The sequence below is a fragment of the Acinetobacter indicus genome, from assembly GCF_009914475.1.
In the GTDB taxonomy this organism is placed as follows: domain Bacteria; phylum Pseudomonadota; class Gammaproteobacteria; order Pseudomonadales; family Moraxellaceae; genus Acinetobacter; species Acinetobacter indicus.
The window spans coordinates 1645194-1670358 of the sequence record NZ_CP045198.1 but is presented as its reverse complement, the minus strand read 5'-3'; the positions used below and the strand labels follow the sequence as shown (position 1 = coordinate 1670358).

Sequence of the window (25165 nt, the reverse complement as noted above, 5' to 3'; positions counted from 1 at the left end):
TTTTTATGGATTAAATACAGTCTTATTTGCTGTCACAGAACTTCATAAAGGCTTTCAGACCTGGACCCTGGTATTTCTGACGATGCACCAGCATAAATAAAGGCCGCGCCAGTTGCCAGAATGGAGTGTCTAAAATCACCAGCTGGCCTTTTTCACGTAAAGGCTCAATCGCCAGTTTTGAAATACAGGACATGCCTAAGCCGCCGGCCACAATTTTCAGAATGGCTTCATTATGACCCAGGGTTAAACGGATTTTGGCATCTGGCACATCTTTTAAAATGGCGTTATCAAATACTTCACGGGTGCCTGAACCTTCTTCACGTAAAATCCATTCCACCTGTTTAAAGTCTTCTGCGGTTAAGGCACGGTCTAGCTGCGCCAGCGGATGATTCGGTGAACAGCAGACCGCCAGTTCATCATCACGCCAGTGGATACATTGCAGCTGCGGCAAATGACAGGAACCTTCAATCAGGGCTAAATCGAGCTGGAACTGGTTGACTGCTTCAATCATTTGACGGGTATTGCCGACCTGCAGCTGTAAATGCGCCTGTGGCTGAATTTGTAGGAAGTTGGCCATTAAATCTGGCATCAGATAATCGGAAATGGTCAGGGTCGCGCCCAGGCGCAAATCAATGCTTTGCAGCTCGCCTTTGGCGGCCTGTTCAAAGGCTTCACAGCGGCCTAGAATTTCAAGCGCCTGCGGGAGTAAAAAACGGCCCAGATCATTCAATTGCAGGCGTTTACCTAAACGGTCAAACAGGGGTGCGCCTAAACCATCTTCCAGATCTGCTAAAGCCATACTCGCCGCACTTTGCGTCAGTTTGACGGCATCACTGGCCTTGGTTACTGTGCCTTCTTGAGCGACTGCTACAAAAACAGCCAATTGGCGTAAAGTCATGCGCATGAATATAGCCTTAACATTTAAAAAATATTAATAAATTATGCTGCCATGCTACCATGAGCGCAGTCTTTCATGCCACGTACAAATTATGTCAATTGAAAAATTTAGCCTAGAAACGGTGTTATCTGTACATCGCTGGACCGATACCTTGTTCAGCTTTACCATGACGCGTCCAGCCCACTTTAAATTTACTGCCGGACAATTTGCGCGTATTGGCCTTAAAGTCGGCGATGAACTGGTGGTGCGGGCCTATTCGGTGGTGTCGTCACCTTTTGATGAAACCCTGGAATTCTTTTCAATTGTCGTACCCGATGGGGCCTTTACCTCCAATCTGCAACATCTACAGGTTGGCGATGAGCTGTATCTGGAAAAAGTCCCCTATGGCTTTTTAACCTTGGCGCGTTATCAGTTGCCTTTGCCACAAGACTTATGGCTTTTGGGTACCGGCACCGGACTGGCACCATTCCTGTCGATGCTGCAAGACTTCGACACCTGGAATAAATACCAGCATATCCATCTGGTCTATAGTGTCCGTACTGCCGCTGAACTGGCCTATGTCGAGCGGATTGAAGAAATTGCAGCGACTTTTGGCGAAGGGCATACAGGTTTTAAATTTGTGCCGATTATTACCCGTGATCCGAACGCACCTTTGCATGACCGTCTGCCGGTGTTAATCGCCAATGGCGAGCTGGAAAAAGCTGTGGGCCTGTCTTTTAATCCGGACAGCAGTCATGTGATGCTATGTGGTAACCCGCAAATGGTGGAAGATACCAAAGAAGCCCTAAAAGCGCGTGGTCTGAGCATGAATCGCCGTGGAGAAGGCAATATTGCAGTAGAAAACTACTGGTAAGCTTGAGTGCTACAGGCTTACTTCAATGGTCTGCTGTTCTCAGCCTGGTTTATTGTTCTGTGAGGATGTGATGCAAGTGTTTCAATCCATGCTTATGGCCAGCGTCGCGCTGGTGGCGGCAACTACGCTGCAGGCAAATATCACAGGCACGGAAACAGAAGTGACGGTACAAGAAAATGTGCTGATCTATACTGGCCCGCTCAGCCAAGATGCCAATACCCGTGCAGCTGCCTTGTTAAAGCAGTTCCCGCAAGTACAGACCCTGAAAATCACCAGTCAAGGGGGTGAAATTGGTCTGGGAATGGATTTGGGTGATCTGGTCTATGCGCATCAGCTGAATGTAGAAGTCGGGCAATACTGTTTTTCCTCCTGCGCCAATTATGTGTTTCCGGCCGGAAAGATCAAATATCTGAACTGGCGCAGTCAGCTGGGCTGGCATGGCGGCGCCATGCAACCAATGCAGTTTGATGATGCAGACATGGAGCAGGCCTATCAGCAGTATATTGGCCCGATGCGCGCCAGAGAAACCGCGTTTTTCCAGAAAATTCAGGTCCAGCAGGCATCGACTACAGCAGGGCAAGCGCCTGAATATGCGCGCTATCAAGATTGTATTGGCTGGCGCTATACACGCCAGAAAATGCAAAGTTTTGGAATAGATCAGGTGCGCTATAAACAGCTGATCTGGCTACCCAAATCCAGTTTTAAGCAGCAGTGTATTTTTACCATTCGCTAGCGGATTAAATGAAACGTATATTCTATTAAAAAACCTCATCTGTATGATTCAGATGAGGTTTTTTTGATGAAGTGTCAGTGCCGCTTGAATATACTTAATGCACAAACATATCCATAAAATGACGGATTTCCTGAATCGCTGTTTCTGTATCAGTAGTCAGCCAAGTTGGTTCAAAAAAGCCGGCATAGTGTTCGACACGGTCTGCAGGGACCACCAGACGCACTGGACATTCTTCTTCCAGTAAGCGCCATGGAATAATCGGCACTTCATTATCGAGCCAGGCCGCGACATTACGCACATCAATCACCATGGCATTAATGCAGTCTGGAAACGGCATCACTGAAAACTCTTCAGTACGACGGCGGAAATATTCCAGATCGCCCCATTTCAGAAGAAAGCTCGGTTTACTGAACTCAATAATCCCGATTAAATGCTGATCACGCGTGTAGTGCAAAGCACATTGATGTGTGACGTCAGTGTCAAGATCAAGCGTTACACTTTGTTGACGATACGCCATAAAATTCTGGAGCATGAAAAAAAGAGTGACGTATTATAGCGCATTTGTATGCGTTAAGGCAGCGCTTGTGGTGGGCGATCTGAAGCAAATTGTTACCTGGCATTTTGCTGTATTAAGCAAGGAGGGGCTGATCAGGACTGGAGGATGCTCAGGCTGCTGATTTTTTCCTCACATCTAGGCGGCTCTATATTCCTTTTCATGTGCTTATTCTTCTAATTTTGCATCAGTTACTCCGTCTGCTAGGAGGGGCTAAAAATTACGTAGAATTTACCAGCTGCTGAACCCGGCTTGCGTCAAAATTTTGAATAAAATGAAAGCAGTAAAAAACTTCATTTTTTGTAATTACATTTTTCACCATCTCACAATGCTTTGTCACACAACACAACAATGCTTCTTGTTAGTATAAAAATTCGACAAGCGAATAGAAAAGAAGTGAGGGAAACATGAGCCATGATTTTAACAAGCCACCTCATGTCACAAGCGCAGAAGAAGTACAAAAGAAAAAACGTATGCCAGTTTTTATCTTGATTGCTGTGGGTGTTTTTCTGCTGGCACTGGTGGTGTACATGTTTGCGGATCGTGATCCTAAACCGAGTGAGGCACCACCTGGGCATCCGAATGCCAATGTAGAACAGGCTACACCCAATAACAGTACGCCTGCAATGGCTGAAGAAGGTGTGGCGACCACAGGTGTGGATGGCGACATTGGCACCGCTGTAGATGGTGATTCAGCCACTGCCACTGATGGCGATACCGCTACGGCCACCGCTCAATAAGTCTGAAGATTGCATAAACCCTGACCGTCAGTTCAGGGTTTTTTGCGATAGCCGTGCATTCTTACACGCTTGGTACTTCATAAAAACACGGTACTTAAAAATACAAAGTACTTAAACCTTTCATTTTTACCATGATCAAGATGCGCATCTTTTGCCATGAACAACGAATGTAGAAAGTCATAACAAGAGGGCAAGACATATGAATGATTATTTTGATGGAAACCCGAGAGGTGCAGGCTTCGATGCCATGTACTACTGGGAACAGTTTCATCCCATTTTATCGGCGATTGCCATACTTATTATTGGTTGGATTATTGCATTAATTGTCGGTGCAGCCATTAAAAAAGGCTTAGAAAAGCTGGGCATCAACCAGAAGCTGTCGCATGCCACCGGGCACCGTCCCAATGTAGAAAGTATCCTGTCCAGAGTTGCCTTCTGGATCATCATGATTATCGCGATTATCGCGGCGCTGAATGTGCTGAACCTGACCAGTGTCAGTGGGCCGTTTAGCAATATGATTCAAAGCTTCCTGGTCTTTATTCCCCAATTGCTGGCAGCCATTGCGGTCGGTTTTATTGCCTGGATTGTCGCAACGCTGGTCAAAATGGGCCTGCAGCGCGTACTGAACCGTACCCAGCTGGATGAAAAGCTCAGTGCCGATGTCGGGGTTAGCCCGATTAGCCGCAATATCAGTGATATTGTGTACTGGTTAATCCTGTTACTGTTCTTGCCAATTGTGCTGTCGATTCTGGGCTTAAACGGCCTGTTGTATCCAGTACAAAACATGGTGACTGAAGCCATTTCTTATCTGCCGAATATCTTTATTGCCGGCGTGATTATTTTTGTCGGTTATATTCTGGCTAAAATTGTCCGTGGTATTGTCGAAGGTTTAATTGGTAGCCTGAATCTGCAACAGCAGGCGCAAAAAATTGGCCTGTTCAAGAACTCTAACTTGCCGAAGCTGGTCGGTTCTTTTGTTTTTGCCCTGATCATCATTACTGCATTAATCATTGCATTTGAAGCCTTGGGTATTGAGGCGATTTCTCAGCCGGCAACCGCCATGCTGCATGAAATCATGTATGCAATTCCGCATATTATTGCCGCCGGTTTAATCCTGATCATTGCCTATGTGGTGTCACGTTTCGTGGCCAATCTGGTGGTTGAAATTATTTCAGGTACGGGTGTCGATGAAATTCCGGCCAAACTGGGCGTACAGCGTTTCCTCGGTACCACCAAAGTATCGACCATGGTTGGTTGTCTGATCGTGTTCTTTACCATGCTGTTTGCCGTGTCTGAAGCGGCCAATCGTCTTGGTTTCGAGCAGGTAAGTGGTCTGATTTCGATGTTCATTTACTTCGGTGCCAATATTCTGCTGGGCGCGGTCATTCTGGTGGTCGGTTTCTGGCTGGCGAATGTGGTGGCCAAAGTGGTCGAGCGTGGTGAATACAACAGTTCACGCTGGTTAGCGACGCTGGTACGCGTACTGATTATGGGTCTGGTCGTAGCAATGGGCTTACGTGCCATGGGCATTGCCGATTCTATTGTGAACCTGGCCTTCGGTTTAACCTTGGGTGCAGTTGCGGTGGCCTTTGCTCTGGCCTTTGGTCTGGGTGGCCGTCAACCGGCAGAACGTGTTTTAACCGATCTGATTGATAAAGCCAAACGCGAAGCCAAGCAGCCGAATCCGTTGAAACAGGAGCAGGACAGTGCGGCCAATAGTGGCTTTACGACCCCAGGAGTGAATCCAATGAACAAACAGGACCCGTCACAAGGGACAAATACCCCCATGACTACGGATTTGTCGAATACCACACCGGCAACGCTGACCACTGCACCACAGGAAGATGAAGCATCCGGTGCAGATCAGGTTACACCTGATACGCTGAAGGTAGACCCGGCGCATCCGGCCAGCAATAATCCGTTTGGTTCAACTGGTGAAAAAGAACCGGATGTCGATGCACATCAACCACGAAAAGATGATCCGAAATAACCTGTCATCTATCTACAAGGTCGATCAAACTGAGTGTTGATCGACCTCGTTTTTTGTTGAAAACTGGAGAAGCAGAATGACGAAAAAGAAAGCGCCTTCCAATCTTTTTGCACCCGTAGTGATTGCAGGGATTACCCTTGGCTTTTTGGCCAGCGCCTATAAATTTATTTTTGCCAAAACTCAAAACCAAAATCAAAACCAACCCGCCCAGAGCGCTGATGATTCGGGCGATACCGGGCAAGCTGCGACCAAAGTCGATGATGTTGTATAAATGAACAATTTTTTGTTATAGTAAAGCTTCATAAAAAAGGAATAAATATTTCATATATTTTAGATGCTTATATTTAATCTGTATGAAATATTCAGGGAATAAAATCGACGAAAGTCTATTTGGGGAAGACCTTATGTTAAAAATTAGCTTAAAACAATCAGAACAGCCGGCAGTACTACCAAAGCATGTTCAGTGCGCCGTGGTGAAAATGCAGCAGACTATTTTACGTGTACAACGCCAGAATCATCTGTGCTTATTGCGCACAGATTATCTGGAATAATTCATCCACCAGTTTTATAAACCATCAGACATATTGGGCGGCGGCATGCGCTGACGCCCAGGCCCACTGGAAGTTATAACCACCTAAATGGCCCGTCACATCCAGCACCTCACCGACAAAATACAAGCCTTTCTGCTTTTTACTTTCCATGGTTTTGGAAGAAACTTCAGTGGTATCGACGCCACCTAAAGTCACCTCTGCGGTACGGTAGCCTTCGGTACCTGACGGTTTGACTTCAAAGCTGTGCAGGCGCGCTGCAATCTGCTCCAGTTTTTCATCACTCAGCTGTCCGATGGCGCTTTCCGCCTGTTCCGGCCAGATCAGCTGTTGCAGCTCTGCCACCACACTTTTCGGTAAATGTTCGGCCAGTAAGGTACGTAACAGCACTTTCGGCTGGCTGGATTTTTTGGCTTTAAAAAACTCGGCTAAATCCACGGCCGGCAGGAAGTCGATATGAAAACTTTGGCCGACATCCCAGTAATTGGACAGCTGCAGCGAACTTGGTCCGCTTAAACCGCGGTGAGTAAACAGCAAGGCTTCGGTAAAGCTGTTTAGCGCATTGGAAAGTGTCGCTTCTACAGCATTACCACTGAGGCGGGTGGTGACTTCTTTAAAACTGTCGGAAAAGGTAAACGGCACCAAGCCGGCACGGGTCGGATAGACATGATGGCCAAACTGCTTGGCAATTTCATAACCGATTCCGGACCCTCCCAGCGTCGGAATGGACAGGCCGCCACTGGCGATCACTACAGATTCTGCCTGAAAATAACCTAAAGTGGTTGCGACCTGAAAACCCAAATCATCTATGGCGGTCATGGCTTTGACTTCACAGCTGGTTTTAATCTCGACCAGACCGGTTTTGTCACACTCGGCCAGCAGCATATTCAGAATGTCTTTGGCGCCATTTAAGGTAAACAGCTGCCCATGTTTACGTTCTTCATAGTCAATGCCATATTCGCAGACCAGCCCGATAAAATCCCAATTGGTATAGCGGCTGAGCGCGGAAATCACAAAATGCGGATTATGTGAAATATAGTTGCTTGGCTCGACATAGAGGTTGGTGAAATTGCATTTACCACCGCCCGACATCAGGATTTTCTTGCCAACTTTATTGGCTTTTTCCAGCACCAATACTTTGCGTCCGCGCTGGGCAGCCATATAGGCGGTCATTAAACCAGACGCACCGGCACCCAAAACTAGAACATCGTATTGATTTGCTGTTGCCATGTTGCACCGAGAGAAAATGAAAGCGGACTATTATAGACTTTATCGTTTGATGATGCCGCATTTTCCAGATTGAAATGTGCGCAGAATATTTACTTTTCCTATAAAGCAGGAATGGTCTATCAATAAACCAAATCATCGTTAGTAAGGCCACATTTTACTGTTTTAAGGTGATTTTTTACGCGGCAAAGTCGTGTTTATTTGATCTGGTTTTATTTTAAAGTTGTTTTAAATCAATAGTTTAGTATTTATTAAAGGGGCATTGTTGTTCAGAATAAATAGCAATTTTTAGACATATTTTTTATGTCATGACTTTGTCTCTTGGGGAACACAATGAATAAAACATTATTAAGCCTGGCGGTAATTTTGAGTATGGCTCTCACTGGCTGCGGTGGCGGCGGTGGCAGTGACAGCAATACGGCAACATCTTCAAATCCATCTGCACCGGCTCCTGTGACGCCAACTTCACCTGGTTCAACACCTGATACCACGCCTGTCACTGCCAGCTTGATCAATGACGTTCGCTTTGCAGATCTGGTCACCGAATTTAGTGCCCAGACTTTTGGTCTGGACAGCTGGAATCCGAAAGCGATGGTGGTGCATCAGGATATTTTGTATGTGGCCAATGACAGCGCCGAGGCAAGCATTTTGCGTTATGACCTGAAAGCCAAGCGAGTCTTGAGTTCGATCCATGCCCAGAATATTTCCGGCATTGGTCGGCCGTGGAATCGGTTGTTTGATTTAAGTGTACATAACGACCGCTTATATGCGGCTTCTTATTCGTCTAACCGGGTCGATGTCTTTGATTTAGGCTCAGGCGAACCACAATTTCTGATGTCGTTGGGAACCGGCAGTTGGTCGGGTGATCAGCACAATACCGTGGTTGTGCATCCCATGTCGGTGGCAGCAAATGATCAATATGTATTTGCCACAGATACGCATAGCCGGATTAATGTCTGGAAGCAAAGTGAGATCAGTAGCACCAATCATTTAAAAGCCAAAAAATATGCACGTTTGTCCTTGCCGAACTGTGGTTATAACTGTAGTGCGCGTTTGGAAGCTGTCGGTAATTTGCTGTATGCCAGTTTTAATAAGGGTATGAGCTATGTATATGACCTGACTCATCTTGAAGAAGGCGCAACAAACGTGGCGGCGACACGACAGGAAAATGTGGGAACACGGGTATTTCATGCCGCGGATGACCAGCGTTTTTATGCAGCCCATACTTCAGGCCGGATCGACAGTTCAGCTTTACCAAATACGCAAAATCTACAGAATATTTTTCCAGCCGCAGAAGAAAGTTTTTATAAATATCGTACGGCAGGGGCGAGTACCGATCAGCAACTGGCCGGTGCCTTAGATATTCAGGTTAGTCAGGAACATTTATTCAGCCTGTTTAACGGCAAAATTGTCATGATGCCGCTTAAGCGATTGCAGCAGTTCCAGTCCAATACTGCTGCCACAGTCACGGCACTCAAGCAGCAGCAGGCCCAAAGCCGCAGTTATGTGCTGCAAGATGGGGAAAGCTGGGAAACCCTGACCAATGAAAACCTGCGCCATTTTTATATGGATAATATTTTATCGGCAAATTTACAGCATCTGGGGCAAAATTACTCCAGCCTATGCGCGTGAATGGGTGATTATGATTACCAATTTTGCCTATCTGGTGAATAGCCCTGAGTTTAAACACATCTGGTTTAACCATAAAGCGGTCATGGGGCATGACTTCTTTGGCAACAAGGGCCAAGTGGTCGGAGATGGCGGTTACTTTACCGCAGCGGAGTATCAAAAATATTATGATGAGATTATGAACCGTGGCAAAGTGACGCTCGGGGTGACCACCGTGGGCGGCGGTTTAGGCGGACGAAATGTGCTGGGAGTCGATACCTGGCTGTTCTATGCGCATTATTTTAATACCAGTATTGGCATTGTGGGCCATGAGTTCGGCCATCACTGGGGCAGCCACGACAGCGCCTGGGCCAAAGGCGGCTACGGTTTACAGGAAATTAATCAGCAATTGCATCAATATTTACAGCGTAAACAGCGCTTACCGTATATGGACCCAGAGCTGAATAAATTCCACTTAACGCCACGGGCTGAGCTCTATAACGGGGTCGCAGAAAATATGCGCCGGCCACGTCCGGATTCACATGTGAATCATCTGGAGCGCTATTTTGCCGCCAATCCATTGCCAGAGACCAATCAGCCTTAAGTTTTGATTTTCCTTCCATCCAGTTGAAACTGTATCCGCTGGATGGAAGCCCGATTGAGGACGTCACAACAGATGAACTTTGAATTTCACAGCACATACAGATCATCAACAAAACTTTCATCAGACTTTTTTATGATCTGTTTATATTAAGGTGTCGAGCTTCAACTTGACGCAGTTACACTTTGATTTGCTTAACAATAAACAGAAATGTCGGCTAGGCATCTACATCTGGTATCGGACTTTATAAAAAAGGAAAAAATCAATGAATCAAACCGCGGGGCTGGATCAGCTCAAACAATACAACTTGATCACCTATATTCTGTATATCGTCGGCTTTTTTGTCGGTGTTACGCCAATTATTGCCATTATCATGAATTATTTAAAACGCGCGGAAATGCGTGGTACCTGGCTGGAAAGTCATGTGAACTGGCAAATCAAAACCTTTTGGGTGACGCTGATTGCCTATCTGGTCGGTGCGGTTCTGACCACCATTCTGATTGGTTTTATTGTGCTGTTGCTGGCCTTTATCTGGCATATCTACCGTTTGGTGAAAGGCCTGATGGCGCTAAACAATAACCAGCCGGTATCATAAATAGACTGCACTTGAAGCTAATGCTTTAAAACGCGCGTCCCTGTAGCCCGCCAGTATGGATCAGTAAAATTTTCTGGTCTGGCCCAATTTTATCTTGATCAATCAGATCAAAGATGCCGCGCAGCATTTTGCCGGTATAAACCTGCTCCAGCGGAATATTATAACGCTGCTCAAACGTCTGAATAAACTGGATTAATTCGGGTGTGGTTTTGGCATAACCGCCACAGCAGTAATTATCCAGAATACGCCAGTTGCGTTTGGTCGTGAGCTGCGCGACCTCATGAGTTAAAAAATCACCTTTTAAGGCCGAAAATCCCAGCAATTGCTGATGTTGCTGGCTGGCCTCAATCAACCCGGCAAACGTGCCACCCGTACCGACGGCACAGCAGATTAGATCGAATTGCGCATCTTCCGCTGTCAGAATTTCCCGACAGCCTTGAACCGCCAGCGCATTGGTGCCACCTTCCGGAATCAGATAAAAATCGGGATATTGCTGTTGCAGGTGCTGCAAAAAATCGGGCTGATCTTTCTGGCGATAGGCATTGCGGGAGATAAACTCCAGCTGCATGCCAAATTGCTGCGCCGTAGCCAAGGTTGGGTTTAGAGGACGCTGCGCCAGTTCTTCACCGCGAATCATGCCTAGACTCTGAAAACCAAACTGGTGTGCGGCAAAAGCGGTTGCAGCAATATGATTGGAATAGGCTCCGCCAAAGGTCAGTACTTTTTCAAACCCCTGTTGCCGGGCGGCCAGCAGGTTGTATTTCAGTTTAAAAAACTTGTTGCCCGAAATCTGTGGATGAATCAGATCCAGCCGCTTGATGCTGATGCGCTGGTGGCGATATTCAATGTGCTGATAAGGCACCTGCTGGGCAATAGAATCAAACATAGACAGAACGGAACGTTTTTGACAATTCTAACTGAAAACGGGGCGCGGTCAGTAAAGACATTTAAATAATCTCTCACGATAAAAGCCGGATCCGGCTTGCATAAAAATAGTAACTGTGTAAAAAATAAACATATAGACCTTGCAGAAAGGGAGAATAATGATGAAAAGAATCATCTTCCTGCTTATTTTAATCCAGGGTGCTTTACTGGCGGCTTGTGACCCGACCAGAGATTTAAACCAGCCGAAAACGGAAGAAACACGCAGCATGATTATTGGTGGTGTGCCAGTGCATGATCAGGATTATCTGCTGCCCAAACAAGAATCGAGTGTGAGGCCAGAGCATGCTGATTCATCACAGATTCATTAATATTGTATTTAATTGATCATATTGAAAAGCGCTCAGGCCATGCTGGTATCTGGGTGCTTTTTTATGGCAAGCAAATTTCAGCAGATTGATTAAAATACGGAGTGAATTTTATAAGGTCAGTATAAAGATCTATAGTGAAAAATATCGTGAAAATCAAAACAACTGGTAAAAAATAGGAAGATATTCAAAGCACTTGCTTGTAAAATTCCGGCAGATCATTGTATTGGATAGGACTGTGGAATCCGTTTTTATTTTGGGATCAATTGCGCTGGCATTGATGTTGGGGGCCATGAGTCCGGGGCCAACATCAATTTATGTGGCGAAAAACTCGATTGCGATTTCACGTCAGCATGGTCTGTTTACCGCGCTGGGCACCGGTTTGGGCGCAGCCATCTTTGGTTTGCTTGCGGTGCTGGGCTTACAGGCCTTTTTACTGGCTGTGCCATCGGCTTATCTGGCCTTAAAAATTTGTGGCGGTTTATACCTGCTGTGGCTGGCATTTAAAATTATTAAACATGCCAAAGACCCGATTCAGGCCGATCATGCTGCCGGCACGCAAATGTCCTTACACCGTGCTTTTATGACCGGTCTGATTACCCAATTGTCGAATCCTAAAATTGCCATTGTGCTGGCCAGTATTTTTACCGCGCTATTACCCAAAGAGATTCCGCTGTATTTTTATTTTGTCCTGCCTATTCTGTGTTTCTTTATTGATGCCGGCTGGTGTTCCTTGCTGGCGGTGGCACTATCGGCGGAAAAACCGCGCGCAGTCTATTTAAAGTTTAAAAAAGTGTTTGATCGTGCGGCCGGTGTGGTGATGACGCTATTGGGGCTAAAACTGATTTTTGGTATGAAATAGATGGTTTAAATTGTGTTGATCGTTGATCAATATATCTCAAAAAAGCCTCCGTTTTGTCGGAGGCTTTTTTATCTTAGAACATATTTTCTTCAGAATTGGCAGAAATCCGGTGGATGGATAAATCTGCGCCATTAAATTCTTCTTCCTGACTTAGACGAATCCCCATCAGCAGTTTAAGCATGCCATAAATCAGGAAACCACCGGCCAGTGCAATCAGAATTGCCAGCGCTGTGCCGAACAGCTGGGAGATCAGGGATACGCCCCCCATACCACCAAGCCATTGCTGCCCAAAGATACCGACTGCCAGTCCACCAAAAGCACCACATACGCCATGCAAGGGCCAGACACCAAGCACATCATCAATCTTGAGTTTATTTTGGGTATAGGTGAAGAGTTTGACAAACATAATCCCGGCGATGCCGCCAATCACAAAGGCACCGAGTGGATGTACCACATCGGAGCCGGCGCAGATGGCCACCAGACCGGCAAGCGGACCATTATGTAAAAAGCCCGGGTCATCTTTACCTGCAATTTTGGCGGCTATTGTGCCCCCGACCATCGCCATTAAAGAATTGATTGCCACCAGTCCGGAAATGGCATCCAGACGCTGTGCGCTCATGACATTAAAGCCAAACCAGCCGACAATTAAAATCCAGGAACCCAAAGCCAGAAAAGGAATAGACGAGGGCGGATGCGCACTGATACGACCATCTTTTTTATAGCGCCCATAACGCGCGCCCAGCAGAATCACCGCGGCCAGTGTAATCCAGCCCCCCATGGCATGTACCACCACCGAACCGGCAAAATCATGGAAACTGGCACCAAAGCTGTGTGCTAGCCAGAGTTGCAGACCAAAGTTGCCATTCCAGATCATCCCTTCAAAAAATGGATAAATCAGCGCCACCAGAAATAAGGTCGTCAAGGCCTGCGAACGCATTTTGGCACGTTCGGCAAGCCCACCAGAAAATAGGCCACCGCAGAAATGGCAAAGTCCGTGAGAATCTTGCTTAGGGCATTGACCTGATTTTTATGCCGAACGGTGCCGAGCTCTAAAAATGCAAATCCGGCATGCATGGCCAGCACCAGCACTGCACCAAGAAGGAGAAATAATAAGTCGATATTTGGCATTGTGCGTTCCAATTGAGTGCACGGGATCAGGAAAAGAAGCTCAGTATATCGAGGCGAATAGATTGTAAAAGAGGGGCAGACTGCGGAAATTTTGATGAAGAATTTCGTGAAATGAATAAGACTCGATATAAAGCACAGTGCGGTTTTTTGCACCAAATCAAGTCTTTTTTGAACGCTGTAAAATTCAATATTATTGGCTATTTTTGAAGGATTTAAATTGATTGATACAAAGATGTGCAGCAGTTTGTATGTTTACGGTGCATTTTGAAACAGGCTGGACTGTTTAGAAAATTTTAAAAATTAAGGTGAAAATTGCTGCGAGGGCTAATGTGGTTGCGTGTAGGAACAGAAAAAACGAAAAAAAATGGCAAAAGAGTACTGGGTTTAAAACAAAAGAACCCCATTAGCGGGGTTCTGTTTATAAAAGTGACTTAGCTCAAGAGAACTGAATTAATCAGTAAAATGTACTGGAATCCATTGATAGCTTTTACCATCTTTTGAATAAATATGGCCGATGCCCGGGAACGGTAAATGCGCGGCCGCAATAGTCTGACCGTCTTTGGCATATTCAGCAAAATGCTTTAAGCGAGTTTCGACTGCTGCTTTCGGGTCAATATCGAATTCAATGGCGGTTTCAGGTTTATCAAACTGAATGGTATGCGAATGCACAATATCGCCAATAAACACCAGTTCCTGCTGCTCATGCTTTAATTTAAAACTGTAATGTCCCGGTGTATGCCCGAATGATGGCTTAAATTGAATATCACCAAATGCTAAAGATTTGTCTGAAAAGACTTTAATATTTTTCGCTTTTTCATAAGGTGCTAAAGCCGCTTTGATTTTTTCCACCGTACCCAAAAAGCCAGCCTGTTTATCTTTAGGCAGTTTTTTTACAGTATTGGGGTTGAGCCAGAAATCATATTCAGTTTTGGCAATATGCAAGGTCGCATTTGGATAATTGGCTACACCATTATTTGAGATGCCACAGACATGGTCAGGGTGTAAATGTGTCAGGAAAACGCCATTCACTTGTTCAGGCTGATGGCCTGAGGCTTTTAAATTGTTATAGATTGAACCTAAGTGATCGCCAAAACAGCTGGCTGCACCGCTATCAACCAGATAAAGCTGGCTGCCGGTATTCACCAGAAAAGCATTGACGGAGGTCTGGATGCCTTTGGCTTGATCGGCATAGTATTTTTGCAGAATCTCGCTAACTTCCTGATCTGCCGCACCTTTAAATTGTGAGCGGTTGAGATAGTTGGTGCCATCGAGCAGGGCGGTAATTTGGTAAGGCCCAAACTGATGCTGATAATAGCCCGTGACCTGTTTTTGTTGAGGGATGGTTGGCTCAGCCGCTTGGACTGTGGTGAAAGTTGTAGTGCTTAGGGTTAGAGCGAGAAGGATTGGTTTTAAAGTTTTCATAGAGTTCTTATAAGTTTTAAAGTGATACATCTTTTTATCATATTTATTGGTGAAATTTACAACTAGTTGAAAGCTTCTTCTCTTGCGCCATAGATGACTCAGGGAGAAGGTTGGGATGAGGATTATAGCTTTTCGCCTTACTTTTGTCGGGGCAAAAGTAACAAAACCCCTCTGTTCGTTAGAGGGCACGTCCATGTGCCCCTAACGAACGGGCGACATCCATGTCGCAGAGCAAATGAATCAATATTCATCTTCTTCAAAATCGATCGAGGAAAAATATATTTTAGGATCGTATCCTTCGCAATAATCATATGGAATATTTTTAATTAGTCCATATTTTTCAATGAAGTTGTTCTCAATCCACTTTTTTCCAAATCTTGAGATAATATTAAAAAAGAGAACATATAATTCAGGGTTGGAAAGTTGAGCACGTAGTATTTTGATTAAATTTTTCTTTTCTTCTAAAGTTAAAATATCGCTTTCATCGATCATTTTTATTGCATTATACATATTTCTAAAATAAGAGCTTAGATATGTTTGATTTGCTCTTAAGAATTTATTGGTTCCGTTGGATTTGGTCTTTAGCTCACTTTGAATCTCTTTGATTATTTCTAAAGTTAGAGTGTTATATCTACCTAATTTATTATGAATAAAATTAGTCCAAGAACCTTCGAGTCCATAATAAAAAATAATATAGCTAATATCTGCTAACTCTTGTTTTGAAAATTTTAAATTATGCTTTGAAAATATATCATTTACAGTTTCTAGAGGCTTTGTTGCATAAATATGTAAGCATCTGATTTAAATAAATTTAATTTTGGATCAAAAAATAATCAAAACTTTTAAAATCATATAGTTATGAAATCTTTGTGCAACAAAGCCGTTTCTAGAATGTTTTTAAATTGAATTTTAAATTGAATGAAAGCTCTTTTACCTTCCACCATGCCTTTGTCAGGATTAAGGTGAGGAATACAGATGTAGTTTAAATGCTGATTATGATAATCAAGCATTTTAAAAAAAATATTCTCTAAATTGTTTTTTTGAGATTCAATGTTTTGGTGAAATATTGTATAGATTAAAAGAAAAACACTTGATGCACTAAGTATCGTTCCAATGAATCCCCCATATAGATTTCCAAATTGGGCTGATAAATTAGGGTCTATTGTGTTAGAGCTCCCAATATTAAAAGTCTGATTTGAGAAAATAAATATGCTTCCTAGAATGCTTATTCCAATGAGTACTAGAGGTACATATAAGCCTAAGTATTTAATAAATTTATTCATTTTATTAAGTTTTTGAAATTTAATAAGAATATAACAATTTTTTTGCTTCCTGTCTAAAGTGTAAGTTAATTAAAACAATAAAAAAGCCCCTACATCAGTAGAGGCTTTTTTTTACAACCAAAAATTATTTTTTACATTCTGGCTGTGAACGGTCAATCACCTGTGTACCTTCAACACGGTAACCGATCTGTCCTACAATAAATGCTTGATTCAATTGAGTAATAACAACATCAGATAAAGCCACAGCACAACGATCCTTTTCAATTGCACGATCTACCGCTGTTTTGAAGTTAGGAATACCTAATGGGAATAAAACTACCGGAACCTTATCTTCACCTGTGACACGTTGACCTTTCACAAATTGGTTTGAGTTCAAGTTATAGTTCTTTGTAGAAGCTACGGTCATATCCGCCATACGAACTGAACAGCCTGTAAATGCAATTGTTGACATCGCTAGAACTGAAACTAGTAATTTTTTCATGCTTACCCCGAATAGTTATAAAAAATAAAAAGCGCTTTGATTTTATCGATATATTTTTTTAAAACAAGAAAATAAATTATATAAATGGTATAAAAAAGCCCCTACATTAGTAGAGGCTTTTTATTTAAGACCTACATCTTAAGACACTTTATCACCCGGTTTAGCACCAGTTTCAGGCGAAATCACCCAAACACCTTCGCCATTACCCGCAGCCAATACCATACCGTTAGAGATCCCAAAACGCATCTTACGTGGTGCAAGGTTTGCCACCATCACCACCAATTTGCCTTTTAAGTCTTCAGGTTGGTAAAACTCACGAATACCGCTAAATACGTTACGTGGTTCAGCTTCACCGACATTGAGCGTTAACTGAAGAAGCTTGTCAGAACCCTCAACGTGAGCTGCTTCTAAGACTTCAGCCACACGTAGGTCAACTTTCATAAAGTCTTCAATGCCAATAATTTCAGCTTCACCGACTTTCGGTTCAGCTTTCTTCTCTTTGGCTTTCTCTTTTTTCTTTTCAGCTTTTGGTGCTTCAGCAGGCGCAGCTAAAGAATCTTTAGATGCATCGACCATTGCAGCAACAGCTTTTGGATCTACACGTTGCATCAATGGTTGGAACTGTGCAATTTCATGTGCAAGCAAAATTTGCTGACGCGATGCAAAGTCAAAGCTGTCGAGTTGTAAGAAGGCTTGAACTTGTTCAGCCAATGTTGGCAATACAGGCGCCAAGTAAACCGCCAATTGACGGAACAGGTTAATCCCGACAGAACACACATCATGCACTTGCTGTTCTTCGCCTTCAATTTTCGCAAGCGCCCAAGGCTTTTTCTCATCAATGTATTGATTGGCTTTATCAGCAAGCGCCATGATTTCACGAATCGCTGTTGAGAATTCACGTGCTTCGTATGCTTGCGCGATTGAATCACCAGCGTCAATAAAGCTTTGCACCAGTTCAGGCTCGGCACAGGTTGCACTTAACTTGTTATCAAATTTGGTGTTGATGAATTTGGCACAACGGCTGGCAATATTCACTACTTTACCCACCAAGTCAGAGTTTACTTTCTGCACAAAATCATCCAGATTCAGGTCAGAATCTTCAACTTTATCAGACAGTTTAGAGGCAAAGTAGTAACGTAAGTATTCCGGATTCAGATGCTGTAAATAGGTTTCTGCTTTAATGAAGGTACCGCGAGATTTCGACATCTTCTGGCCGTTTACAGTCAAGAAACCGTTTACAAATAAACCGGTTGGGGTGCGGTAATTAGCACCTTCCAACATTGCTGGCCAGAACAGCGCGTGGAAATAAACAATATCTTTACCAATGAAGTGATAGACCTCATTGTCAGAATCTTTTTTCCAGTAATCATCAAAATTCAGGTCTGGACGTTTGGTTTTGACGTAGTTTTCAAAGCTCGACATATAGCCGATAGGTGCATCGACCCAAACGTAGAAATATTTGTTTGGTGCATCCGGAATTTCAAAGCCGAAGTAAGGTGCATCACGGGAGATGTCCCAATCGTTCAGGCCATTGTCAAACCATTCATCTAACTTGTTGGCAATTGATACCGGCAAACGGCCTTCATCACGGGTCCATTTTTGCAGGTATTCACCAAAGTTTGGCAATTTAAAGAAGTAGTGATCCGATGATTTTTCAATCGGCGTGGCACCGCTTAACGTCGATTTCGGATTTAACAGTTCAGTGGCGTTATACGTGGTTCCGCAGACTTCACATGAGTCGCCGTACTGATCTTCGGCTTTACATTTCGGGCAGGTGCCTTTAATGAAACGGTCCGACAGGAACATGCCTTTTTCCGGGTCGAACAGTTGTGTCACAGGACGAACGGCAATATTGCCGGCATCACGGTTCTTGAGATAAATTTCTTGCGCGCGCGCCTTGTTGGTGTCGCTATGGGTGGAATCATAATGATCAAAATCGACCTTAAAGCCGGCAAAATCACGCATATGTTCGGCCTGAACATTGGCAATCTGCTGTTCTGGTGAAATACCGTTGGCTTCAGCACGTAGCATGATGGCGGTACCGTGAGCATCATCCGCACAGACATAAGTCACTTCATGGCCCATTGCACGCATGGCACGAACCCAGATATCTGCCTGGATATAACCGAGTAAGTGGCCCATATGGATTGGACCATTGGCGTATGGAAGGGCGTTGGTGACTAAAATTTTACGCACGGATTAACTCTCTCATTCGTATTCATTATGCAATGTCCGCGATTTTACCTTAGATGATGCAGGCTTGCACAAGGGAATCGGTGAATTCTTTTCAGGACCGGATAAAATCTGCATTTCTGTGCCGAAAAAACAGAAAAAACCAAGTCTTTGACTAAGATTTATAATTCCTGTGGCTGCACTGGCTTAACCTTCGTTTAAATACCCGTTAAACTAGGGCATTCGGTTGTATATCCAGATTTGGAGTAACTTTATGTCGTGGCTTTCTTCACTAAAATCGGTCTTTGCTCCTGCACAGGAGGTGAAAGAGGAAGAAATCCAGAAGGTACTGCAAAACTATGTACTTCCTGCTTCCCAAAACGCACTCAAAGAGCGTATTTCTCAGGTCAATGTACAGGGACAAATCCTGCAATTAACCATCAATACCTATCCGGAAGAAAAACAGTATTTACAGCAGATTCATGATGAACTGGCTGATGCACTTGAGCAATGTGGCATCAAGGAATTGAACCTGCATGTGGTACAGCAAAAAACTGGGGCGAAAAAAGAGGGTGGCTGTGGTCATAACCATGCCGAAGGTGAAAGCTGTTCCAGCAAGCCACAGGCTACAGCAAAATCCAATCTGCCACCCGTGGTGGATGCTTCTGCAAGTCCAGATGCGCTCAAGCAAGCCAATGCCAACTATCAACCCCAGCAAGAAGAAGCGCCAATTCAAAAAGCCGCACCGCAGCAGCGTGATGTGCCAAAACATCCACGTATTCAAAACGTAATTCTAGTGTCGTCCGGTAAAGGCGGGGTTGGAAAATCAACCACCACGGTCAATCTGGCCTTGGCGATGCAACAGCTGGGTCTGAAAGTGGGTGTATTGGATGCCGATATTTATGGCCCGAGTATTCCAACCATGCTCGGCAATGCCGGCCAAACCCCGATGATTGAAGCCGAGCATTTTGTGCCTTTAGATGCTTATGGGATGGCGGTGCTGTCGATTGGTCATTTAACTGGTGATCATAATACCCCGGTGGCTTGGCGTGGACCAAAAGCTACGGGTGCCCTGATGCAGTTATTCAATCAGACTTTATGGCCAGATTTAGATGTACTGGTGATTGATATGCCGCCGGGAACCGGTGATATCCAGTTAACCCTGGCGCAGCGTATTCCGGTCACGGGTGCCGTAATTGTCACTACACCGCAAAACGTAGCCTTAATGGATGCGACCAAAGGCATTGAGCTGTTTAACCGTGTACAGATTCCGGTGATAGGTGTGATTGAAAATATGTCGACGCACATCTGTTCTAACTGTGGTTTTGAAGAGCAAATTTTTGGGACCGGTGGTGGCGATCAACTGGCCGAGCAATACGATATTCCATTACTGGGCCGTTTGCCGCTGAATGTACAGATTCGTGAAAATGCCGATGCCGGTAAACCGTCTGTGATTGCCGAAGATGATGCAGCCGACAGCTATCGGGAAATTGCCCAGAAAATCATGGATAAACTGCCAAAAGCAGACAAAGACCAGAACCGGATTTTTTAATTCTGTAATGTAGTGAATAGAAAAAAGCCCAATCTTCAGATTGGGCTTTTGTTTTAGGCAGATGATAAACCGGATGGCGTCGATTTTTGCTTTCTGGCTTGCAGCACATTAACAGCCACTGCAATCACCACCATGATGGTACCGGCAATATCGGTATAGGTTTCCGGAATAATCATCATTAAGGCACCCACCCCCATGAAAATTCGCCAGAACCAGTTTAAACCGGTTTTGAAATAGCCCTCGACCGCCGCGCCCAAGGCTAGAATCCCAATAACCGAAGTCACGGTAATGCTGACAATGGTGGTCCAGGCCGGGAAGGCAAATTCACGCGCATTAACGGCCACATTGGTGGTATCAATCATCAGCATGGCCGGGTTATATACAAACAGGAACGGCACAATAAAACCGGCCAGTGACAGTTTCAGTGCCTGAAAACCGGTCCGCATCGGGTCACCGCCAGCAATCCCGGCACCGGCAAAGGCGGCCAGCGCCACTGGCGGGGTGATATTGGCAAACAGACCAAAATAGAACACAAACATGTGCGCTACCAAGGTCGGAATATCAAAATGGGCCAAGGCTGGTGCAGCCATGGTCGCGGTAATGATATAGGCCGGAATCGAAGGCAGGCCCATGCCCAGAATCATGGAAGCCAGCATGGTAAAGAACAGGGTCAGGAACAGGCTGCCCGCACCAATACTCATAATAGATGAGGTCATGACGGTACCGAAACTGGTCAGGCTGACCACCCCAATGATAATCCCGACCACCGCACAGGCCGCCATCACCGATAAGGACTGCCGGGCACCATCGGCCAGGGCATCCAGAATCTCCCGAATTCCCATGCGGGTGGATTTTCTAAAGGCTGCCACAATAACCGTAAGCACAATGGTATACACCGCGGCATAACTGACCGGAATTGACTGGAACAGGAAAAACACCAGCGCCACAATCGGAATCAGCAAATGCCCGCGCTCTTTCAGCACTTCTTTAACCCGGGGCAAATCTGCTTTGGGTACTCCTTTTAGGTTGTCTTTCCCGGCACGAAAATGGACTTGGGCCATCACGCCTAAATAATACAACAGCGCCGGCAGGGTCGCGGCTAGGGCGATGGTGCCATAACTGACGCCGGTGGTTTCCGCCATAATAAAGGCACTGGCGCCCATCACTGGCGGTAAAATCTGTCCGCCGACTGAAGCACTGGCTTCCACCGCGCCGGCAAAATTTTTGTGATAACCAATCTTTTTCATCAGCGGGATGGTAAAGGAACCGGTACCGACCACATTGGCCACTGCCGTACCATTAATACTGCCCATAAAGCCACTGGAAATAACCGCCACCTTGGCCGGGCCACCCTGTTTATGCCCGGCCAGGGCCATGGCCAGATCATTAAATAATTTGCCCATCCCCGATTTAGCCAGAAAGGCGCCAAATAAAATAAACAGGAAAATGAAAGTCACCGATGCGCCAATCGCCGATGAATACAGGCCTTCGGTTTTCAGATACATCTGCCCGAAAATATCACTCACGGTATAAGGCCGGGTCAGTAGCCGTTCCGGCATCCAGTTAAAATGACTGATAAAAGGATAAGCCAGGAAAATCAGCCCGAGAATCGGCAGCATCCAGCCCATGACCCGTCGTGCTGCTTCGACCACCAGCACCACGGTCATAATTGAAAACACAATATCCAGCACATTGGGAATCCCGCCGCGGGTGGTCATAATGGCCTGATATTCTTTCCATAAATATAAAAATGAAGCGAGAGAGGCGAGGGCCAGAATCCAGTCGAACCAGGCCACATGCTGGCGGGAACTGGACTGTCGTGCCGGATAAAGCAAAAATACCAGCACCAGACCAATGGCCACGTGCGCCGAGCGTTGTAGCAGCTCTGGAAGCGGGTTAAAGGTAATAAACAGATGAAACAGCGAATAGCTGATGGCAATCGCGGCAATAAACCAGCTGACCGATTTGCTGCGAGGCTGACGCGTGACCGATTCCCGGTCAAATTTTTCCAGCAGGGCCTGCTGTTCTTTTTCATCCAGCTGTTCAATGGTTACTTTTTCTTGTTGTGTCATACGCAGTCTCCTTGACCCCACCATTTCCAGAACGGTCGTTGCTGTACCGAAAAATGCACCACCGTGTAATCAGGAAAATCTTCGGCTATGGGCCAGCGTTTCTGATTGATCTGGAGCTGTCCTTGCATACGGCGTGAAATGGTCCAATGTAATTCTTTTAAATGATGATTGACCTGCATACGTACCTGGCCATTGGCTTGGCGCAGCACAGGATAATGATCCGGTGTACCGGCACCAAAGGACACCAGGTCGGTATGCGTTAAAATAAAATGCTGATCTTCACGCTGATAATGTTCCTGCCAGCGGGTTTTTTCTACCGAATGTTGCCACTGCAACTGAAACTGTTGTGAACGAATCACACAGCTGGTGTTATGGCCTTTGTGACTCTCTTCAATCTTGACCAGGGTATAACTTTGCGGAAACCACAGGCCGAGCAGGATGACCAGCATCAATAGAAAAAGTGCAGCCCAAACTGCACTTTTATAGCTGAACATTAAGGTGCTGCCACCTCATCATAATAACGTTTCGCCCCCGGATGCAGCGGTGCAACCAGGCCTTGCTGGGCTTTTCCCAGGCTAATATCGGTAGCAGCCTGATGGGCATTGGCCAAATTGTCTAAATTTTCAAAAAAGGTTTTGGTCAGTTTATACACATCATCTTCAGACAGGTCGGAACGTACCACCAAGGCATTCATAATGGCCGCGGTCTGCACATCTTCTGCATTGCCATACGTGCCTTTTGGAATCACCATCGGCAGGAAGTAAGACTGGTTCTGGGCAATCTGTTTGACTTTATCTGCATTAATACTCACCAGTTGCAGATCAAAACTCTGTTGTAGTTCCATCAATGATGAATTTGGAATACCACTGGTCAGGAAGGCCGCATCCAGTTTTCCACCTTTTAAGGCATCGGCGGCTTCGGCATAACCTAGGTAATCGACTTTGACATCGTCATAGCTAATCCCAAAACCATTCAGCAGGGTACGCGCATTAACTTCCACCCCGGAGTTTTGTGCACCCACGGCAATACGTTTGCCTTTTAAATCTTCAATAGAGCGAATCCCGGATTTTTTTGAAGCCACAATCTGCACATAGTTAGGATATAAAGCCGCAATTTGCTGCACATTGCCAATTTTATCTTTAAAGCTGCCTGTGCCCTGAATGGCTTCGGTCAGACTATCACTCATCACAAAAGCCATTTCGACTTTATTCTGTTTTAGCAGGTTCAGGTTTTCAACCGAAGCGCCGGTGGTCTGGGTTTTGGAGTTAACGCCGTAGGTTTTGTTATACAGTTCGGCCAGACTGGTTCCGATCACGTTATAGGGACCGGAGGCACCGCCCGTGGCAATACTGACAAAACGGGTTTGCAGTTTGTCGGCAGCAGCGGCACTGCTTTGTGGATCGGCCTGGGTGTTATTCTGGCCCGGATCATTGGAACAAGCACTTACACCAGCTAAGGCCAGCGTCAGTAAGGTCAGTTGCGTCCATTTTTTCATTGACTTCTCCTGTGATTATTATCGTCATCCATTGTTGAAATATTGAAAGATTTCAAACTTAAAGCTGGTTCTGGTTATTCTGATTAAGGCAGCTTGTTGAGTTAAAAATTAACCGAATAATTTGAACTTGAACAGTTTTTTTACGCATTTATACAATTAGAGGTGGGTAAAAATGGACTAAAAACTCTTGATTTATTGGAGATGAACGGCCCAGTTTTGATGACTGTTATATATTCTTTAATATGTTTTTAAGCTTATGATAATTAATAATAAATATATTGTAATTGACTGTGTTTTTAGTTGAGGAATTCCTCTGTTTTGCTGCACAATGAGGCCAGTTACAATTTATTTTTTGCCTATGCCTTGCAACTCCATTACATTTGCAGCATTCGCGCATGAGGCTGGCTATGATTTCATGGTTTTTTATTGGTTTGGTGATCACCATCTTGTTGACACCTGGTCCAACCAACACCTTGCTAGCCTCTTCCGGAATTCAGGTTGGCATCCGTAAATCTTTTCATTTAATTCCCGCCGAAGCCTTTGGTTATCTGATTTCCATTACTCTATGGGGCATGCTAATCGGGCAGGTGTCGAGCCAGTTACCGTTATTGCCCACTGTGCTAAAACTGTTTAGTGCGGTTTATATCATTTATCTGGCCATCAAGTTGTGGCGTACTGCCAATGTCGAACAGCAGTTTCAGCAGCCGACCATTCGCGCGCGTGAACTGTTTGTGGCCACTTTACTAAATCCGAAGGCCTTGCTGTTTGCTTCTGCAATTTTTCCGGCCATCGCCTGGACCAGCGCCGCACATTATGTGGCACATATTCTGATGTTTCTGATCCTGATTATTCCCATTGCATTTTTCTGGACCCTGATTGGTTCCTTTTTGGCCAGCAATAAAATCCGCTGGCTTAATCCGGCCAATCTGCAAAAAACAGCATCCTTGCTGCTGTTCAGCTTTTCAATTCCGTTAAGTTATTCGGCGCTTTTAAGGCTTTAAATGACCCATCTACAGCAGGCGGAAAAGTCGACTTCATGCCTGCTTATTTCCATTGGTGCCGATTTCAGTTAAAGTACAGCGCAGTAAAACATTCGCTTTTG

Annotated in this window: 25 protein-coding genes and 1 pseudogene; 13 read left to right on the top strand and 13 right to left on the bottom strand. The window is 45.1% G+C overall.

The genetic code is table 11. From position 1 onward, the window contains the following. Window positions 1-22: 22 nt before the first annotated feature. Window positions 23-904 carry a LysR family transcriptional regulator GigC gene (gene gigC, locus GA693_RS08360; RefSeq protein ID WP_005179612.1) on the bottom strand — a complete coding sequence of 294 codons (882 nt, stop codon included), beginning with the start codon at window positions 902-904 and terminating at the stop codon, window positions 23-25. Between the two features lie 85 nt (window positions 905-989). Here gigC and GA693_RS08355 point away from each other — a divergent pair, with 85 nt between their 5' ends. Beyond that, window positions 990-1751: a ferredoxin--NADP reductase gene (locus GA693_RS08355; protein ID WP_034597870.1), complete on the top strand. Its 762-nt coding sequence runs from the start codon at window positions 990-992 to the stop codon at window positions 1749-1751. Between the two features lie 70 nt (window positions 1752-1821). Continuing rightward, window positions 1822-2484 (top strand): hypothetical protein, encoded by a 663-nt coding sequence (locus GA693_RS08350; RefSeq protein WP_160241085.1) that lies wholly within the window; start codon window positions 1822-1824, stop codon window positions 2482-2484. Window positions 2485-2578: 94 nt separating this feature from the next. Here GA693_RS08350 and GA693_RS08345 read toward each other — a convergent pair whose 3' ends face one another. Beyond that, entirely contained in the window at window positions 2579-3001 is a 423-nt protein-coding gene (locus GA693_RS08345; RefSeq protein WP_034598216.1) for a hypothetical protein, read from the bottom strand. A 443-nt stretch (window positions 3002-3444) separates the two neighbouring features. On the opposite strand from GA693_RS08345, the gene GA693_RS08340 reads away from it, so the two are divergent. The 4 genes from GA693_RS08340 (at window position 3445) to GA693_RS14775 (ending at window position 6318) form a co-directional block, all read left to right on the top strand. After that, complete coding sequence (locus tag GA693_RS08340) at window positions 3445-3777, top strand: flagellar basal body-associated FliL family protein (RefSeq protein ID WP_005179600.1); 333 nt, start codon at window positions 3445-3447, stop codon at window positions 3775-3777. A gap of 199 nt (window positions 3778-3976) precedes the next feature. Beyond that, window positions 3977-5767, top strand: coding sequence for a mechanosensitive ion channel (locus tag GA693_RS08335; protein ID WP_160241086.1), 1791 nt, complete (start codon window positions 3977-3979; stop codon window positions 5765-5767). Between the two features lie 76 nt (window positions 5768-5843). Further along, a complete protein-coding gene (locus GA693_RS08330) occupies window positions 5844-6038 on the top strand; it encodes a hypothetical protein (RefSeq protein ID WP_005179595.1) in 195 nt (64 codons plus the stop codon). A 133-nt stretch (window positions 6039-6171) separates the two neighbouring features. Continuing rightward, a complete protein-coding gene (locus GA693_RS14775) occupies window positions 6172-6318 on the top strand; it encodes a hypothetical protein (RefSeq protein WP_005179593.1) in 147 nt (48 codons plus the stop codon). Window positions 6319-6342: 24 nt separating this feature from the next. Here GA693_RS14775 and GA693_RS08325 read toward each other — a convergent pair whose 3' ends face one another. Beyond that, window positions 6343-7545 carry a BaiN/RdsA family NAD(P)/FAD-dependent oxidoreductase gene (locus tag GA693_RS08325; protein WP_016659360.1) on the bottom strand — a complete coding sequence of 401 codons (1203 nt, stop codon included), beginning with the start codon at window positions 7543-7545 and terminating at the stop codon, window positions 6343-6345. A 330-nt stretch (window positions 7546-7875) separates the two neighbouring features. Here GA693_RS08325 and GA693_RS08320 point away from each other — a divergent pair, with 330 nt between their 5' ends. The 3 genes from GA693_RS08320 to GA693_RS08310 all read left to right on the top strand — a co-directional run bounded on the left by GA693_RS08320 (window position 7876) and on the right by GA693_RS08310 (window position 10346). Continuing rightward, entirely contained in the window at window positions 7876-9174 is a 1299-nt protein-coding gene (locus GA693_RS08320) for a YncE family protein (protein WP_160241087.1), read from the top strand. A 10-nt stretch (window positions 9175-9184) separates the two neighbouring features. Beyond that, complete coding sequence (locus GA693_RS08315; RefSeq protein ID WP_104484250.1) at window positions 9185-9754, top strand: hypothetical protein; 570 nt, start codon at window positions 9185-9187, stop codon at window positions 9752-9754. Window positions 9755-10016: 262 nt separating this feature from the next. After that, window positions 10017-10346: a DUF4870 family protein gene (locus GA693_RS08310; RefSeq protein ID WP_104499095.1), complete on the top strand. Its 330-nt coding sequence runs from the start codon at window positions 10017-10019 to the stop codon at window positions 10344-10346. A gap of 25 nt (window positions 10347-10371) precedes the next feature. Here the strand turns inward: GA693_RS08310 and GA693_RS08305 are convergent, their stop codons facing one another. After that, the gene (locus GA693_RS08305; protein WP_160241088.1) at window positions 10372-11232 is read right to left on the bottom strand and encodes a 1-aminocyclopropane-1-carboxylate deaminase/D-cysteine desulfhydrase; all 861 of its coding nucleotides are present in this window, start codon (window positions 11230-11232) and stop codon (window positions 10372-10374) included. Between the two features lie 160 nt (window positions 11233-11392). Between GA693_RS08305 and GA693_RS08300 the strand changes: the two genes are divergently transcribed. Beyond that, complete coding sequence (locus GA693_RS08300; RefSeq protein WP_104499103.1) at window positions 11393-11599, top strand: NF038215 family lipoprotein; 207 nt, start codon at window positions 11393-11395, stop codon at window positions 11597-11599. Between the two features lie 235 nt (window positions 11600-11834). Then, the gene (locus tag GA693_RS08295) at window positions 11835-12458 is read left to right on the top strand and encodes a LysE family translocator (protein ID WP_104488681.1); all 624 of its coding nucleotides are present in this window, start codon (window positions 11835-11837) and stop codon (window positions 12456-12458) included. 73 nt (window positions 12459-12531) lie between these two features. Here GA693_RS08295 and GA693_RS08290 read toward each other — a convergent pair. The 6 genes and pseudogenes from GA693_RS08290 to metG form a co-directional block, all read right to left on the bottom strand. Next, window positions 12532-13586, bottom strand: a pseudogene (locus tag GA693_RS08290) (ammonium transporter). A gap of 450 nt (window positions 13587-14036) precedes the next feature. Next, entirely contained in the window at window positions 14037-15008 is a 972-nt protein-coding gene (locus GA693_RS08285) for an MBL fold metallo-hydrolase (protein ID WP_160241089.1), read from the bottom strand. Between the two features lie 240 nt (window positions 15009-15248). Continuing rightward, complete coding sequence (locus tag GA693_RS08280) at window positions 15249-15500, bottom strand: putative phage abortive infection protein (protein ID WP_267313202.1); 252 nt, start codon at window positions 15498-15500, stop codon at window positions 15249-15251. A 356-nt stretch (window positions 15501-15856) separates the two neighbouring features. After that, complete coding sequence (locus GA693_RS08275) at window positions 15857-16291, bottom strand: hypothetical protein (protein ID WP_228718919.1); 435 nt, start codon at window positions 16289-16291, stop codon at window positions 15857-15859. 124 nt (window positions 16292-16415) lie between these two features. After that, a complete protein-coding gene (locus GA693_RS08270; RefSeq protein ID WP_004814739.1) occupies window positions 16416-16772 on the bottom strand; it encodes a hypothetical protein in 357 nt (118 codons plus the stop codon). Window positions 16773-16910: 138 nt separating this feature from the next. Then, window positions 16911-18968: a methionine--tRNA ligase gene (gene metG / locus GA693_RS08265; RefSeq protein WP_160241090.1), complete on the bottom strand. Its 2058-nt coding sequence runs from the start codon at window positions 18966-18968 to the stop codon at window positions 16911-16913. A gap of 250 nt (window positions 18969-19218) precedes the next feature. Here metG and apbC point away from each other — a divergent pair, with 250 nt between their 5' ends. Beyond that, the gene (gene apbC, locus GA693_RS08260; protein ID WP_160241091.1) at window positions 19219-20496 is read left to right on the top strand and encodes an iron-sulfur cluster carrier protein ApbC; all 1278 of its coding nucleotides are present in this window, start codon (window positions 19219-19221) and stop codon (window positions 20494-20496) included. A gap of 53 nt (window positions 20497-20549) precedes the next feature. On the opposite strand, the gene GA693_RS08255 is transcribed toward apbC, so the two are convergent. Genes GA693_RS08255 through GA693_RS08245 form a run of 3 tightly spaced genes read right to left on the bottom strand, consistent with a single transcriptional unit; the run spans window position 20550 to window position 24063 of the window. Continuing rightward, the gene (locus tag GA693_RS08255) at window positions 20550-22568 is read right to left on the bottom strand and encodes a TRAP transporter permease (protein ID WP_104471208.1); all 2019 of its coding nucleotides are present in this window, start codon (window positions 22566-22568) and stop codon (window positions 20550-20552) included. Next, a complete protein-coding gene (locus tag GA693_RS08250; protein WP_104469965.1) occupies window positions 22565-23062 on the bottom strand; it encodes a DUF1850 domain-containing protein in 498 nt (165 codons plus the stop codon). Before GA693_RS08250 ends, GA693_RS08255 begins: the two co-directional genes overlap by 4 nt. After that, window positions 23062-24063 (bottom strand): TAXI family TRAP transporter solute-binding subunit, encoded by a 1002-nt coding sequence (locus tag GA693_RS08245; RefSeq protein ID WP_160241092.1) that lies wholly within the window; start codon window positions 24061-24063, stop codon window positions 23062-23064. The genes GA693_RS08250 and GA693_RS08245 overlap by 1 nt, the downstream gene beginning before the upstream one ends. 407 nt (window positions 24064-24470) lie before the next feature. On the opposite strand from GA693_RS08245, the gene GA693_RS08240 reads away from it, so the two are divergent. Then, on the top strand, window positions 24471-25064 hold the full coding sequence (locus GA693_RS08240) for a LysE family translocator (protein ID WP_005179555.1): 594 nt from the start codon (window positions 24471-24473) through the stop codon (window positions 25062-25064). The last annotated feature ends 101 nt before the right edge of the window (window positions 25065-25165 follow it).

Excerpts from the sequence above, each read along its gene's own strand:
- gigC (WP_005179612.1), bottom strand. The coding sequence starts at position 904 with ATGCGCATGACTTTACGCCAATTGGCTGTTTTTGTAGCAGTCGCTCAA.
- GA693_RS08355 (WP_034597870.1), top strand. The coding sequence starts at position 990 with ATGTCAATTGAAAAATTTAGCCTAGAAACGGTGTTATCTGTACATCGC.
- GA693_RS08350 (WP_160241085.1), top strand. The coding sequence starts at position 1,822 with ATGCAAGTGTTTCAATCCATGCTTATGGCCAGCGTCGCGCTGGTGGCG.
- GA693_RS08345 (WP_034598216.1), bottom strand. The coding sequence starts at position 3,001 with ATGGCGTATCGTCAACAAAGTGTAACGCTTGATCTTGACACTGACGTC.
- GA693_RS08340 (WP_005179600.1), top strand. The coding sequence starts at position 3,445 with ATGAGCCATGATTTTAACAAGCCACCTCATGTCACAAGCGCAGAAGAA.
- GA693_RS08335 (WP_160241086.1), top strand. The coding sequence starts at position 3,977 with ATGAATGATTATTTTGATGGAAACCCGAGAGGTGCAGGCTTCGATGCC.
- GA693_RS08330 (WP_005179595.1), top strand. The coding sequence starts at position 5,844 with ATGACGAAAAAGAAAGCGCCTTCCAATCTTTTTGCACCCGTAGTGATT.
- GA693_RS14775 (WP_005179593.1), top strand. The coding sequence starts at position 6,172 with ATGTTAAAAATTAGCTTAAAACAATCAGAACAGCCGGCAGTACTACCA.
- GA693_RS08325 (WP_016659360.1), bottom strand. The coding sequence starts at position 7,545 with ATGGCAACAGCAAATCAATACGATGTTCTAGTTTTGGGTGCCGGTGCG.
- GA693_RS08320 (WP_160241087.1), top strand. The coding sequence starts at position 7,876 with ATGAATAAAACATTATTAAGCCTGGCGGTAATTTTGAGTATGGCTCTC.
- GA693_RS08315 (WP_104484250.1), top strand. The coding sequence starts at position 9,185 with ATGATTACCAATTTTGCCTATCTGGTGAATAGCCCTGAGTTTAAACAC.
- GA693_RS08310 (WP_104499095.1), top strand. The coding sequence starts at position 10,017 with ATGAATCAAACCGCGGGGCTGGATCAGCTCAAACAATACAACTTGATC.
- GA693_RS08305 (WP_160241088.1), bottom strand. The coding sequence starts at position 11,232 with ATGTTTGATTCTATTGCCCAGCAGGTGCCTTATCAGCACATTGAATAT.
- GA693_RS08300 (WP_104499103.1), top strand. The coding sequence starts at position 11,393 with ATGAAAAGAATCATCTTCCTGCTTATTTTAATCCAGGGTGCTTTACTG.
- GA693_RS08285 (WP_160241089.1), bottom strand. The coding sequence starts at position 15,008 with ATGAAAACTTTAAAACCAATCCTTCTCGCTCTAACCCTAAGCACTACA.
- GA693_RS08280 (WP_267313202.1), bottom strand. The coding sequence starts at position 15,500 with ATGATCGATGAAAGCGATATTTTAACTTTAGAAGAAAAGAAAAATTTA.
- GA693_RS08275 (WP_228718919.1), bottom strand. The coding sequence starts at position 16,291 with ATGAATAAATTTATTAAATACTTAGGCTTATATGTACCTCTAGTACTC.
- GA693_RS08270 (WP_004814739.1), bottom strand. The coding sequence starts at position 16,772 with ATGAAAAAATTACTAGTTTCAGTTCTAGCGATGTCAACAATTGCATTT.
- apbC (WP_160241091.1), top strand. The coding sequence starts at position 19,219 with ATGTCGTGGCTTTCTTCACTAAAATCGGTCTTTGCTCCTGCACAGGAG.
- GA693_RS08255 (WP_104471208.1), bottom strand. The coding sequence starts at position 22,568 with ATGACACAACAAGAAAAAGTAACCATTGAACAGCTGGATGAAAAAGAA.
- GA693_RS08250 (WP_104469965.1), bottom strand. The coding sequence starts at position 23,062 with ATGTTCAGCTATAAAAGTGCAGTTTGGGCTGCACTTTTTCTATTGATG.
- GA693_RS08245 (WP_160241092.1), bottom strand. The coding sequence starts at position 24,063 with ATGAAAAAATGGACGCAACTGACCTTACTGACGCTGGCCTTAGCTGGT.
- GA693_RS08240 (WP_005179555.1), top strand. The coding sequence starts at position 24,471 with ATGATTTCATGGTTTTTTATTGGTTTGGTGATCACCATCTTGTTGACA.